Source organism: Nitrosomonas sp. Nm33 (assembly GCF_900107265.1).
Classification (GTDB): Bacteria; Pseudomonadota; Gammaproteobacteria; order Burkholderiales; family Nitrosomonadaceae; genus Nitrosomonas.
Map to the genome: position 1 here is coordinate 1 of NZ_FNPJ01000025.1, position 13381 is coordinate 13381.

11 protein-coding genes are annotated in these 13381 nt (G+C 42.9%); 6 read left to right on the forward strand and 5 right to left on the reverse strand.

Annotation, left to right across the window (positions count from 1 at the left end; translation table 11 throughout):
• A partial coding sequence (locus BLV54_RS06970; RefSeq protein ID WP_143032443.1) for a transposase occupies positions 1–323 on the forward strand: 323 nt, incomplete at its 5' end.
• 258 nt (positions 324–581) lie between these two features.
• On the opposite strand, the gene BLV54_RS06975 is transcribed toward BLV54_RS06970, so the two are convergent.
• Positions 582–932, reverse strand: a complete 351-nt coding sequence (locus BLV54_RS06975) for a DUF3147 family protein (protein ID WP_090569742.1) — start codon at positions 930–932, stop codon at positions 582–584.
• A 170-nt stretch (positions 933–1102) separates the two neighbouring features.
• Here BLV54_RS06975 and BLV54_RS06980 point away from each other — a divergent pair, with 170 nt between their 5' ends.
• Entirely contained in the window at positions 1103–1861 is a 759-nt protein-coding gene (locus BLV54_RS06980) for a sulfite exporter TauE/SafE family protein (RefSeq protein WP_090569745.1), read from the forward strand.
• A gap of 726 nt (positions 1862–2587) precedes the next feature.
• Here the strand turns inward: BLV54_RS06980 and mgtE are convergent.
• The 4 genes from mgtE to BLV54_RS07005 all read right to left on the reverse strand — a co-directional run bounded on the left by mgtE (position 2588) and on the right by BLV54_RS07005 (position 8601).
• Complete coding sequence (gene mgtE, locus BLV54_RS06985) at positions 2588–4030, reverse strand: magnesium transporter (RefSeq protein ID WP_090569748.1); 1443 nt, start codon at positions 4028–4030, stop codon at positions 2588–2590.
• A gap of 621 nt (positions 4031–4651) precedes the next feature.
• Entirely contained in the window at positions 4652–5476 is an 825-nt protein-coding gene (gene aroE / locus BLV54_RS06995) for a shikimate dehydrogenase (RefSeq protein WP_090569753.1), read from the reverse strand.
• Between the two features lie 78 nt (positions 5477–5554).
• A complete protein-coding gene (locus BLV54_RS07000) occupies positions 5555–6457 on the reverse strand; it encodes an energy transducer TonB (protein WP_090569756.1) in 903 nt (300 codons plus the stop codon).
• Positions 6458–6750: 293 nt separating this feature from the next.
• Positions 6751–8601, reverse strand: coding sequence for a ribonuclease catalytic domain-containing protein (locus BLV54_RS07005; RefSeq protein ID WP_090569759.1), 1851 nt, complete (start codon positions 8599–8601; stop codon positions 6751–6753).
• An 868-nt stretch (positions 8602–9469) separates the two neighbouring features.
• Between BLV54_RS07005 and BLV54_RS07010 the strand changes: the two genes are divergently transcribed.
• The 4 genes from BLV54_RS07010 to prmC all read left to right on the forward strand — a co-directional run bounded on the left by BLV54_RS07010 (position 9470) and on the right by prmC (position 13232).
• Positions 9470–9883 (forward strand): CreA family protein, encoded by a 414-nt coding sequence (locus BLV54_RS07010; RefSeq protein ID WP_371113277.1) that lies wholly within the window; start codon positions 9470–9472, stop codon positions 9881–9883.
• A gap of 132 nt (positions 9884–10015) precedes the next feature.
• Entirely contained in the window at positions 10016–11269 is a 1254-nt protein-coding gene (gene hemA, locus BLV54_RS07015; RefSeq protein ID WP_090569765.1) for a glutamyl-tRNA reductase, read from the forward strand.
• Positions 11266–12345, forward strand: a complete 1080-nt coding sequence (gene prfA, locus BLV54_RS07020) for a peptide chain release factor 1 (RefSeq protein ID WP_090569768.1) — start codon at positions 11266–11268, stop codon at positions 12343–12345. The genes hemA and prfA overlap by 4 nt, the downstream gene beginning before the upstream one ends.
• Before the next feature lie 41 nt (positions 12346–12386).
• On the forward strand, positions 12387–13232 hold the full coding sequence (gene prmC / locus BLV54_RS07025) for a peptide chain release factor N(5)-glutamine methyltransferase (protein ID WP_090569771.1): 846 nt from the start codon (positions 12387–12389) through the stop codon (positions 13230–13232).
• The last annotated feature ends 149 nt before the right edge of the window (positions 13233–13381 follow it).

Below are 13381 nucleotides of genomic sequence, written 5' to 3' on the forward strand. Positions count from 1 at the left end.
CGATTGGTGCCCTGATTGGAAAGCTACTGGTAACCATCGGCCTGTTTGAAGCCAACATCAATGCTGATGTGTTTCATGGATGGGCGATGCAGGACCTGTTGCCTAAATTGCCACTACATTCCATCGTTGTGATGGACAATGCCACCTTCCATAAGAGACAAGACACACGGGATGCCATACATAACGCCGGGCATACCCTTGAATACCTTCCCGCTTATTCTCCTGATCTCAATCCCATCGAACACAAATGGGTACAGGCCAAGGCGCTCCGTAGACAACAAAACCAAACCGTCGATACGCTCTTCAAATCCTATGCATTCTGAATCATTCTTAACTGGTTAGGCTATAGCGTTAGACCAATCAATGTCTGCCAAGGTACTCCCTGAAAAGTGCTTATATAGAATTTCCTCGGTTTATCCTTTTGCAGACCTCCATGAGGTAGGTTCGATGCACTAAAGCAGAAAGTCAAAATAGATTAACTTGATCATTCGCTTGCTTACAACAGCCGATTAGGCGGAAAGAAGCTTTCTTTATCAGTAACTTAAGGAATTTAATTCTTGACTGTTATGGCAGGGCTTTTTTCATAGCTGTACCCCAAACCGGCGCAGAAGAGGCAAGAAAGCAAAATAACAGACGATAGTGGCTGCAGCGGAGAGGCTGAGACTAAGCCAAAACCCAAGGCCCTGCTTAAGTAATATGGGGAATAGCAAGAACAGCAGGAGTGAAGGCAGCACCAGCCAGAAAATTTGGTATGAAAGATCAGCTATCTGCGATAACGGAGAACCCTCAACATAGAGCCAAACAAACGCCAGTAAAGCTGTAAATGGCAGAGATGCCACAAGCGCAGCTATTCCTGTGTTTCGTTTAGTAATTTCGGTGATCGCTACGATTAATATAGCGGTGACAAGTAGTTTGATCGTGTAATAAAGCATTAGACCTCACTTTAATCAGAATTCTAAGAGGAACAACAGTTAAGTGTGATGAAAATACTCTCTTCTGTCACCCTTGGATAATTTGAGGTTGTAGTTGTGGTAAAAAAAGTAGTAAAAATACTTATGTGATAAAAGCCAGTGTTTATTCAGAATATTACTCAAAAAAGTAAATGTCATTAAACGAAGCATTTCAGTTTTTAATCACGAGCCCATTACAGCTTATGCTGACATGTTTCGTCGCATTCAGTGCTTCGATTTTGGCAGGATTATCTGGCTATGGCACTGGTTTGATTCTACCAGTGTTCGTAGTTCCGCTTGTCGGGGTAACCAACGTTATTCCCGTAATGGCTGTCGCTATGCTCTTGAACAATGGTAGTCGGGTCATCGCGTTCTGGCAAGAAATTCAATGGCTTCATGTGCGACATATACTTGTTCTGGGTCTACCTGCGTGTATTGCTGGCGCGTACAGCTACACGCTGCTCAGCGCTGATTGGATTACTCTCCTCCTTGGTTCATTCCTGCTAGCAAGTGTTCTATTACGAAGAATCTTGCGCAATGCGCAACTCAGGTTTTCGACCACTACTGAACTTGGTGCAGGCGCAGCATTTGGGTTCATCAATGGTGGCATGACGGGCACGGGTGCTATTCTAATTTCTATGCTGATGTCAGTTGGGATTAATGGCAGTGCTCTTGTTGCAACAGATGCGGTTATTTCTGTCACATTGGGTATAGCGAAAATTATTCTTTTCGGCAGTTTCGCCGTACTCAATCTAGAGCTGGCTCTGATGGGTCTTCTCATTGGACTTTGCACTGCACCGGGTGCGTTTGTTGCGCGTGTAATGTTAAAACATATTCCGGCAGGCATACACGCTTGGTTCATGGAATTAGTAGTCATTGCAGGCGCTATTGCACTACTTTTACGTGTTTAATAGTAAATTCTCCAAAAAGATTAGATTGTTATGTTTATGTAAAGAGGTGGATTATCAACGGCTCGATACTGGCTACATCGTAGTTCAACTTACGACGGGTATTCATTGCTCTTCGTTTCCCTGCTGGCTTCGCTGCCTTCATCACAGAGTAATCTGTGAGACACCTACCTAGTCAATAGTTTAAAAGCTTTAGTGTCATGATAGTGCAATATTGAGCTCCTAAAATAATATAGACTAAGTGATTCTCTTATCTTAGTCAGGTGCCAGTGTTTCCTCCCATTCTGTGTCCTCGCTGGCACCTTTCATTTGAGAATAGGATCGTAGATCTTGTTCTTAATAACAAAAATAGATGGTTTCTCTGGACCAGTCAATATTACCGTTCCTACTAATATTAAGATTGATTTATGTATAACTTTGATTATCTAAAGTATATTTAGATATATTAATCAATTAGTTGATTATTCATACCTCGGTGCGCTCAGAGTATCACTTCCTTTTCGCCAAGCGTATAGCAATAAGTTTGATGTATTGAAAAAACTACAGGGGATTGGTGACGACAATAATGTAAATGCACACAATCTTATTTTCAATACTAAGAGTATTGTGAAAAAGCAGTTATGTGATCTGGCTGCTGTATTATTATTCCGCTTGATAATATTTTGTTTTATAAACTAAATTAATTTTCTATTGCCTATGAGTGCTATTTAGTGGTTGTTTCAGGATTACTCATAACAAGAAGAGCGTGGCAAGTCCCAGAAAAATGAAAAAACCACCGCTATCGGTTACTGCGGTAATCATGACGCTGGAGCCAATGGCTGGATCGCGACCCATTTTTATTCGAGTCAATGGAATGAGTACTCCTACTAATGCAGCTAGCAGCAAGTTCAGAACCATAGCGAAAGCCATGACGAGACCAAGTGGGATATTCTGATAGATGAGATAGGTAAAAAATCCAACGATACTCCCCCATACCAAACCATTTATCAGGCTGACACCAATCTCTTTACCAATCAGTTTAAGTGTGCTATCAGTGCTGACCTGGCCTAGCGCAATGGCACGAACGATCATAGTAATGGTTTGATTGCCGGAATTTCCGCCCACCCCTGCTACAATGGGCATCAGCGCAGCCAGTGCAACCAATTTCTCGATGGAATCCTCAAACAGACCAATAACACGTGATGCAATAAACGCTGTTACCAAATTAATGGCAAGCCATGCCCAACGGTTTTTGACACTTTTCCAGATCGGTGCAAACAAATCCTCTTCTTCACTCAGACCTGCCTGGCTAAGAGCTTCGCTTTCAACTTTCTCACGAATGAAATCTAACACCGAATTAACGGTTACTCGTCCTAATAGTTTCCTATCTGCATCAACTACTGAGGCAGAAACAAGATCATAGCGTTCAAAAGCCTTGGTTGCCTGTTGTGCTTTGTCATAGGGATGAAATTTAACCATTTCAGCAGTCATTGCCTCGCTGACCATAACGTCAGGATCAGTTACCAAAAGCTGATTCAGTAGCAAGACCCCTTTGAGATGTTCATTGCGATCGACGACAAATAGTTGGTCGGTATGGTCTGGTAATTCACCCAGGCGCCGTAAATAACGCAATACCACCTCAAGCCTGACATTCTCGCGTATCGTAATGACATCAAAATCCATGAGTGCTCCCACAGAGTCTTCTGGGTAGGACATTGCAGCGCGCAGTTGCTCACGCTCTTCTAGAGGCAGCGCCCGAAATACATCCTCGATGACTTCGCTGGGTAAATCTGGTGCAAGATCAGCAATTTCATCTGCATTCAGTTGCTCAGCTGCTGCCACCAATTCGCTGCTGCCCATGTCTGCAATGAGTGTTTCGCGGACAGCATCGGAAACTTCAAGTAACACCTCTCCATCATTTTCAGTCTTGACCAGACTCCATATAAAGAGACGGTCTTCCAATGGCAATGTTTCCAGAATATGCGCGATATCTGCCGGATGAAGCTTATCAAGCACATTCTGCAGACTTGCCAGATTTTGTTTCTGGATAACAGATTCAACCAGTTCTTGACGCGGGGTATCTTGCAGGCGTACTAACCCTTCTACCAGTCTGTATTTACGGAGCAAATAAATTACCCGCTCCAGTTTGCTTTGCAAGTCTTCATTTTCATGAGGATGGCTATCTTCAGTCATAGCAGATCTCCGATGGGAGAAGGGTTGTCACAATAAACAAACGAAATAAACGGAAACTCAATTCCTATTAATTAAAAGAGACAAGGAAGTGAGCATTGTCTTTTTTTTGTTATATCACAGGAATGAGAGTCTGTTTTTACAGATTTATTGACCGTGAAATTAAAGTAAAAGAACTAGCTTTTAAGGGAATGAATGTTAACTCAGTCTGGCACATTGAGCCAGTTAGTAAAAACTAGAAAGTTTTAAAGATGACTTAGAAGCGAATTTCTTAAGGAGTACTCGATCAAAGGATCTGTGTCACGGGCACGCGGCTGAGAATGAGATTGCTTTTTTCAGCAGCTTCTGCACGTTGCGATTTCGATCATAATCGCATGGATTAGCTACAATTGAGGCAAGAAATGCCTCTTGATTATCCCATTTCCAAATCAAACAGATACGAAGGCGAGCAATATAGAACAGTATCCATAACAGATAGAGCAGGGGATGCTGAAAAATAAGAGTAAGCGTTGCCATAGCCAACAGTTGAGAAATTTTGCCGTGTATCCCTTGCGCGATTAACTTCTTTAGAAGCTGAGATTAAGTGATTGATATTCTGCGCTCAATGAGTGACGTGGATATTGTTTAGTGTCTGTTATTCTTTAATATTTCAATCACCTTTTTCGTTTCTGGTCTGATGCCGCGCCATAAGAAAAAAGATTCCGCAGCTTGTTCGACAAGCATGCCAATGCCATCAACTAGCTGGCTCGCTCCTTGCCGCTGGGCAAATCTTAAAAATGGCGTCAGCTCTTTACCATACATCATGTCATAAGCTAGTGATTCTTTGGAAAAGATACCTTCCGGTAAAGAAGGCAGCTCATCATGGAGACTTGCTGAAGTAGCATTGATGACAATATCAAAACTTTCTCCAGAGAAATCTTGATAATGTCCCGATAAGATATTGCCATGAGAAGAGAATTGTCTTTGTAACACTTGCGCTTTCTCTTTAGTGCGATTGGCGATGGCAAGTATGCGTGGCTTGAGTTCCAGCAGTGGTAAAATAGCACCTCGTGCAGCACCGCCAGCCCCCATTAATAGAATACTTTTGCCGGCAATGACAACCTGTTGATTCATCTCGATATCCCGCACCAACCCGGCACCATCAGTGTTATCACCAAGAATGTCATGACTCCCATTAAATTTAAGTGTATTGACTGCTTGGGCGGCATTTGCTCGCTCTGTTAAGCATGTTGATATCGCATAAGCTTCTAGCTTGAACGGAAGGGTTACATTCATACCCTTACCTCCTCGTTGCTGAAATGCCCTAACCGCCACTTCGAACCCATCCAGAGGAGCCAGAATAGCCTCATACTGCATATCCTGCTGAGTTTCTTGTGCAAATTGCTTGTGGATGACAGGTGATTTGCTATGGTGTATGGGATTGCCAATTACGGCATAAAAATCAGGCATAACATTGTTCCGTAAAGTGTGAACTGAAGAATAAAATTTCAAATGGGAATCAGTAGACTGAACGTATTATTTTACTGATTATTCGCTGATTAATTTATCTGAGCGTTCAAATACCCAGGTACGGGTAATGTGTAAGATATCCGTATCTCGACTGATATCGGGTGGAAAAGGCGCAAAACCATTTTGAGCTGCTAGTCTGACTATACGAATGGCTGCATCATCGAGAATTTTTGTTCCAGAGGAGCGATCAATACTGATGGACTCAAGGCTGCCATCCGATCGAATGCCAACAGTTAGCTGTAAATTGCCATAAAGCTGCTGTTTCCTGGCTTCTTCGGGGTAGTTCAAATTACCGATGCGTTCGACTTTCAGTCGCCAGTCTTCTACATAGCGCGCGAAACGATATTCTTTTGTGCGTGCACCGATAAACTTGCGCTTGGGTCGTTTCTGATATTCTTCATATTCCTTGCTGATTTGGGCTTCCAGGCGAGCAATTTCAAGGCTACGCTGTAACAAGTCTGTTCTGTCCAAAGAGGGTGTGGGTTTGTTTTCAGATTGTTCTGTCTGAGGCTCGGCTTCAATAATGCGAGGTTTGCTTTCAACAGCACTCATGAGCTTCTTGACTTCATTTTCCAGCTGTTTTGTTTTTTTGGTTGCTTGAGCAAGATCAACTAATGGCTTGGTTTGGGGCAATACTGGCAAAGGCGATTTAGCACGCTGATCCTCGTTAACATTGCCACCTCCCTCCAAATTGGTTTGTGCCAATATATTCGTGTCAATAGGTTTTTGCTCAGATTTACTGTTGACCAGAATGATCTCCAGCGATTTTGCAACATTATTGACGACAGGTTCCGGTACCTTAAAAGTGATCCCCCAGAGGATAACTGCGTGGAGGAGCAGTGAAATCAGTATTGCGACATAGAAGCGTTTTGGTCGATAAGATAACCCAGGATAGGGTATCGAAAGGCTGTAATCTAACATCTTAGAGCGAATAACGGCTAGATAAAGTTAACTAACTCATATGAGCGCTTGTGAGCAAATCTACAATACGTCCCGATAGCTGGATCGGTGAACACTTATTTCTCGCTTAGCTACTTGGAATGTGGCTTCACCAAAATTTGTTGTACTCATTTTATCATTATGGGGCTTTGTCTCCACTGCTCCCAAAGCGTTTACTGTGATTTATAACGAAATTTCGTTTACACATATTTTGAAGATGGAATAATCGACGATGGATGAAAAGTATCTCATAAATGAAAAATATATTTTCAAACTTATTCTTTATATAAAAATCGAGTATTCAAGGTGCATTCAATTAAGTCAATTTGGGATAATTCTAACTTAACAACTGTACCCGGCAAGAGGTCTGGTAATGAAGGCACACGTACGATCAAAGGAATACGATCGACCTTTACCAAGTTTTCTTTAATGACTTGCCCACTAGTTACTTGAATATCTTCCTGTAGCAACCAACGCAGACACCAATAACGTTCCATGGCACGTTGGAAATCACTATATATACTATAAGCTTGTTCGAAATCCCGTATTGATATCAATAATTCATCGTTCTCTTTCGAATAGGACGGTACTGCATCTGTCAGTAATGCGATAAGTTGTCGCTGATTGATTAAGTCTACATAACGACGCATTGGTGAGCTGCTCCACGCGTACTGGGCCACACCGAGCCCCTGATGAGGGGCCGGAGAAAGACTCATTTTTACTTTTCCCCCATTCTGGCTGCGATAAATGCCTGCGATTCCCGCATCGGCAAGTTGTTTGCCCCATTCAGTATTCGCATAAATCATTAATTCAGAAACGACTCTGTCGATTGGTGAGCCGCGTCGACGCTCTTGAATAGTGATACGATCCTGCTCAATAAAGAAGCTGTAATCAATTTTTTCATTATTGATATCATTTTCCTTGCCGCGGAGTATTTCCATCTTGCGGGAGAAATTCCAAAGTAAACTCAACTCATGCGCAAAAGGGTAATTTGTGCGATTTTTTCTCAGTGTATCCTCATTAAATTGTTGCTCCAAGGCATCGTGACGCAGATTGGCGATGACTCTGATTTTTTCTATTCGGCTTTGAGAGCTTATTACAGTAAAATCGTCTGCTACATCCAGATAGAGTGAAACTGTCGGGCGTAATCGCGTTTCACTGAGAGTATAAAGATCGATCGTTTTTTCAGGAAGCATAGTAATCTTCCGCCCGGGTAGATAAACAGTTGAAAGGCGTTTTGCGGCAACTTTATCCAGAAGTGAGCCAGGAGTAATTCCTAAGGCTGGCGCCGCTATATGGATGCCAATACGGAAGCTTCCCAGAGCGAGCGGTGTAACTGAAAAAGCATCATCAATTTCAGTGGTGGTAGCATCATCGATACTAAAAGCTGCTATATCTGCTATCGGTAAATTCTCAGGATCACTAAATACACAATCTATTTCGGGGAGATTGAAGGCGGCTCCTTCCGGAAAATGCTCTCGCAGAAATTGATTAAAGTGATAATCGTGGGTAGAGGGTATGGCGCCACATTTTTCTAATAATTTGGGAACGCTGAGCTTGGTTGCAGTACAGACTGATTCGAGCGCTTTCCATTCAATGGTATTTTTATTTGGTTTATAAAGTAGGTCATCTAATTGTGATCTGAATTCTTCAGGAAAAATGAAGGTGCTCAATTGTTGCTTATAACGAGCTTGTTGTTCTGCTTCCAGTCGTTTCTTTTCTTGGCTGGCTAGTGCTGCTCGCAAAGCTTCAGCTGGAGCGGCTTTATAACGCCCTTGTCCTTTTCTGTAAAAATACATTGGAGCGCTATTCAGAAGAATCATGATTGCAGCCGCTTCCACTGGACTAGGTGAGTGTCCGAAGTAATCGGCAGCTAAAGTATGACTCGAAAATTCTTCGCTATTCGTGCAGCATTCCCAGAGAAAATCAGTATCCAGATCAGCAGCAACCTGCTGTGCCTGATACATGAATTCATATAAGGGTGGGACTTCAAATCGTAACAATACCGAGGAAGCTTTGATTTTGGAGCGTTTGCCGTGTGATGCTTCTACTTGTAAAGAGGTCGTATTGTCAGCAAGAATGGTGCCAACCTTAAAAATACCAGATTCTTCGTAAAAAACGTTCACGGCATGATCCTTTTAGACAAAATCGAGGAATTGTTAACAAGAACCCTTGACGCAAAGATCGCCAGAATTTTATTCATTAATCGAGTTAAATTAATAGTAAATGTTATCATGTTTAACAATATGATTATTAAATGTAATTTTCTGGGCATGAGCGGCCTTTTCTAGTAATACGTAATTTAACAGCGCTACAAAATGAGAAAAGATTAAATGAAGTAAAACAAGTATAAAGATTAGGAACTAAAAAAAGTATGAATAACTCGCATGACAGCTACTCCGCGACATTGCATGATATTCAGCTTTCCATCTATTAGTCTGGTATGCTCAGATTCTATGCGAATATTGATAGATACATTTTCTTATCATTATGTCTGTCGAGACAAATACTTTGCGATAAAGTTTGAATGTTGGGGATTATCCATGCTATTTGGAAATGGAATTAGTTTCATTGGTGGGTTAGAGTAAGTTTGAGTCAATTTCTCTTGCATGTAATAAGAAGGTTAAGGTTTTACATGATATTGGGGCGATTAGAGTGATTTAAATAACAAAACACTTTTATCATTAGGAGATGCACGTTAAAATTCCTGTCCATTCATATGGATATCCCGTTTCGAGCCTGCGCAATGGAGAGAGACAAGCTTGACATGCCCTGGATTGGTAGCGCGGTCTATATTAACCATCAATAAGTGCAATTAAACATTTATCGATTTATGTCATCTAAGGGTTCAACGAGATTTTGATTAAATACCTAACTGAGTAGTGATAGAGCATGATGAAACGGAGAAGCCATACTATGATTTGTCTCTTAAATATTCCAAAGCAAATCGAGTTTTTGATATTGGTTTTAATATTGTTGTTTGCTTCCTCTTCAATGGCTGAACAGATTGGTAGTGTATCCACCAAATTTAAGATTTTGGGTGCTAATGATAAAATTATTGTTGAGGCATTTGATGACCCGGAGGTTGTGGGAGCTACTTGCTATCTCAGTCGGGCAAAAACAGGTGGCATTAGTGGTACGGTAGGAGTGGCTGAGGATACTTCTGATGCCTCAATAGCTTGTCGTCAGGTAGGTCCAATCGAACTACCCGAGAATGTGAAAAATGGCCAGAAAGATGGTAAGGAAGTATTTAAAAAAAGTACCTCGCTGCTATTTAAGACATTACAAGTAGTGCGTTTTTATGACCCTAAACGCAATGTGCTGATTTATCTGGCCTATAGCGATAGAGTTATTGAGGGATCACCTAAAAACAGTATCTCTACTATTCCAATTATGTCGTGGCGTTAATTTAATAACTCAGAATCTATGCGGCTAGTAAGAAGAAGTGTGTATGACAAGCATATTCCTTTCATTAATGGTGCTTAAACTTCCGCTATAATTACGTATTTCCGATTTTTAGCCATTTAAAGATCATCTTTCATGCAGCTATTTGCTTTTGGTATCAATCACAATACAGCGCCGTTAAGCATACGTGAGCAGGTTACATTTACTGAAAATACAATGGTGCATGCCTTGCATGATTTAGTAGGGAATCATGCAGTTAAAGAGGCTGCCATTGTTTCAACCTGTAATCGCACTGAAATTTACTGTAATACTGACAAGCCAGACACGGCGATTCACTGGCTGACGGATTTTCATCATTTACCCCCTCGTGAGTTAGATCCTTATCTTTATCGATTGCCACGTGAGCAGGCAGTCAAGCATGCTTTTCGGGTTGCCAGTGGATTGGATTCCATGGTGCTGGGAGAACCACAGATACTCGGCCAGATGAAAAATGCGATCAAGTCAGCGGAGAATGCTGGTACGCTAGGGTTGTTGTTACATAAGTTGTTTCAGCGTACTTTTTTTGTGGCCAAGGAAGTACGTACATCCACTGAGATTGGTGCTAGTTCCGTATCAATGGCTGCTGCCGCTGCACGCTTAGCGGAGCGGATCTTTGGCGATATCAGTGAACAGAATGTTTTATTTATTGGTGCGGGAGAGATGATCGAGCTTTGCGCTAGCCACTTTGCTGCCAGGCGTCCCAAGCGGATTACAGTTGCCAATCGCACTGCTGAACGGGCCGAAGCATTATCGCGACGCTTCAATGCGCGAGCTATCCCGCTTAGCGAATTGCCTGAGCAGCTAGCGTTGCACGATATTGTGGTTACCTGTACCGCAAGCCCTCTCCCGATCTTGGGTAAGGGCATGTTGGAACGTGCCATCAAGATTCGCAAACATCGACCCATTTTTATTGTCGATTTGGCAGTCCCTCGAGATGTCGAACTGGAAGTCGCAGAGCTGGATGATGTGTTTCTTTATTACGTTGATGATCTGGCAGATATAGTCAAAGAGGGGCTGGATTCACGCCTTAGCGCAGTAGCCCAAGCTGAAACCATTATCGATACCAATGTGATTGATTTTATGCGTTGGCTGGCAACACGCGAACTGGTTCCGACTATCAGAGCATTGCGAGATCAGGCGGAGCAATTTCGAAGGCATGAGCTTGCACGCGCGCAGAAGCTGTTGGCAAAGGGTGAGAATCCAGAAAAGATACTCGAATCGCTCAGTAATGGATTGACCAACAAATTCTTACACCTTCCTTCCAGTATGCTGAATCACGCAGCCGATGATGAGCGAGATGAGCTGGTCGAGCTAATCAATCGGCTATATCAACTACATTACCCACAATGAATAAAAGTATTGCAGACCGGCTCACTCGTCTGAGTGTGCGGCTGGAGGAATTGAATCAATTATTGAGCAGCGAGAAGATCACAGCCGATTTGGATAAATATCGCAAGCTTACTCGTGAGCGGGCGGAGATTGTTCCAGTGGTTGAGCTTTATCAGGCTTATCAGCAAACCGAGTTGGATATTAAAACCGCCAGAGAGATGATCGCCGATCCCCAGATGCGGGATTTTGCTGAAACTGAAATTGTAGCCGGGAAAGAGAAACTCCAGAAAACAGAAGCTGAACTGATTAAGCAGTTATTACCTAAAGATCCCAATGATGAGCGCAATATTTTTCTGGAAATTCGTGCAGGTACGGGTGGAGATGAATCTGCTCTTTTTGCGGGGAATCTGTTTCGTATGTATACACGCTACGCTGAGCGACAGCGCTGGCAAGTCGAGATCATTTCGCAAAGCCCTTCTGATGTGGGCGGATACAAGGAAATCATCGCCAGGATTATCGGTTATGGGGCTTACTCTCGGCTCAAGTTTGAATCAGGCGCCCATCGAGTACAACGTGTGCCAGCGACAGAAACGCAGGGGAGAGTACATACTTCTACCTGTACGGTTGCAGTTATTCCAGAGGTGGATGAAATTACCGGCGTTGAACTGAACCCGGCTGACTTAAGAATCGATACATTCAGGGCATCCGGTGCAGGTGGTCAGCATATCAATAAAACGGATTCGGCAGTGCGTATCACCCATTTACCAACGGGTATCGTCGTCGAATGTCAGGAAGGGCGTTCTCAGCATAAAAATAAGGCGCAAGCGATGAGTGTCTTGGCTGCTCGAATTCTGGATAAGCAAATGCGTGAGCAACAGGCAGAGCAAGCTGCGACACGCAAATCACTGGTGGGAAGCGGAGAGCGCTCTGAGCGGATTCGTACCTATAATTTTCCGCAAGGGCGAGTTACAGATCATCGGATCAATCTTACGCTTTATAAGATGGATCAAATCATGGATGGTGATATCGATGAGCTGTGTTCAGCATTGATGGCTGAACATCAAGCAGAGCAACTGGCATCTATGATGGAAAAATGACGACTAGAGGGGAGTAATCACTCTAGAGTAGCTGCGCAAATATGCAGGTTACGATAGCACAGACACTACAAGATGCACGTCGTCATATAGATGACATAGAGGCACGCCTATTGCTTCAATATGCGTTGAATGTAAATGCGGTCTTTCTTGCTGTTCACTCAAACAATGTATTGAATCGCGAGCAAGTTGATGCTTTCCAATTGCTGGTAACGAGGAGAATTGCAGGTGAGCCAGTTGCCTATCTTGTTGGTGAGCGCGATTTTTATGATCTGACTTTTAAGGTTACGCCTGCCGTTCTGATTCCTCGACCGGAAACAGAATTACTGGTAGAACTAGCCTTATCACGTATTCCAGTTAATCAAACCTGTAACGTTCTTGATCTAGGTACAGGGAGTGGCGCAATTGCGCTCACCATTGCCAAGCATCGACCACTTGCACGTGTTACTGCAGTCGATCTCTCAGCCGATGCGCTGTCAATTGCTCGGTTGAATGCAGAAAAACTGGGGATCCATAATGTGCAGATACGTGCGGGAAACTGGTTTGATGGATTGGATCAGGTAGAATTTGATCTGATCGTCTCGAATCCACCTTATGTGGCTGAGGGAGACCCCCATCTGGATCAAGGTGATTTACGTTTTGAGCCTCGTATAGCACTGACAGCAGTCGATGATGGCTTGGCATGTATTCGTAAAATTATCGTCAATGCACCTGATTTTTTGCCCCCAGGTGGTGAGCTGTTACTGGAGCATGGCTATGATCAGAGCGTTATTTGCCGACAATTGCTAGCAGAATCCAATTTCATTAACATATTCTCCTGTCCAGATCTGGCAGGGATACTACGGGTGAGTGGCGGGCAACGTGATGATCGTGCGCTGGCAACAAGCTAACTGCCGCTGGCGATAAGCTAGCTGCTAGAATATGATTAATGAGGTATTCTTGCGGAATGATGAGATACCACAATAATTACTGATAAGAAATAGAACCAGAGTGTTACCTAGTTATCTAATAATAAAATTAGCTTTTAAAATAATTGCTT

What these genes read in the sequence shown, in the direction of transcription:
- BLV54_RS07010 (WP_371113277.1), top strand. Translation starts at nt 9,470, where the DNA reads ATGGCTGAACAGATTGGTAGTGTATCCACCAAATTTAAGATTTTGGGT.
- prfA (WP_090569768.1), top strand. Translation starts at nt 11,266, where the DNA reads ATGAATAAAAGTATTGCAGACCGGCTCACTCGTCTGAGTGTGCGGCTG.
- BLV54_RS07000 (WP_090569756.1), bottom strand. Translation starts at nt 6,457, where the DNA reads ATGTTAGATTACAGCCTTTCGATACCCTATCCTGGGTTATCTTATCGA.
- hemA (WP_090569765.1), top strand. Translation starts at nt 10,016, where the DNA reads ATGCAGCTATTTGCTTTTGGTATCAATCACAATACAGCGCCGTTAAGC.
- mgtE (WP_090569748.1), bottom strand. Translation starts at nt 4,030, where the DNA reads ATGACTGAAGATAGCCATCCTCATGAAAATGAAGACTTGCAAAGCAAA.
- aroE (WP_090569753.1), bottom strand. Translation starts at nt 5,476, where the DNA reads ATGCCTGATTTTTATGCCGTAATTGGCAATCCCATACACCATAGCAAA.
- prmC (WP_090569771.1), top strand. Translation starts at nt 12,387, where the DNA reads ATGCAGGTTACGATAGCACAGACACTACAAGATGCACGTCGTCATATA.
- BLV54_RS06975 (WP_090569742.1), bottom strand. Translation starts at nt 932, where the DNA reads ATGCTTTATTACACGATCAAACTACTTGTCACCGCTATATTAATCGTA.
- BLV54_RS06980 (WP_090569745.1), top strand. Translation starts at nt 1,103, where the DNA reads ATGTCATTAAACGAAGCATTTCAGTTTTTAATCACGAGCCCATTACAG.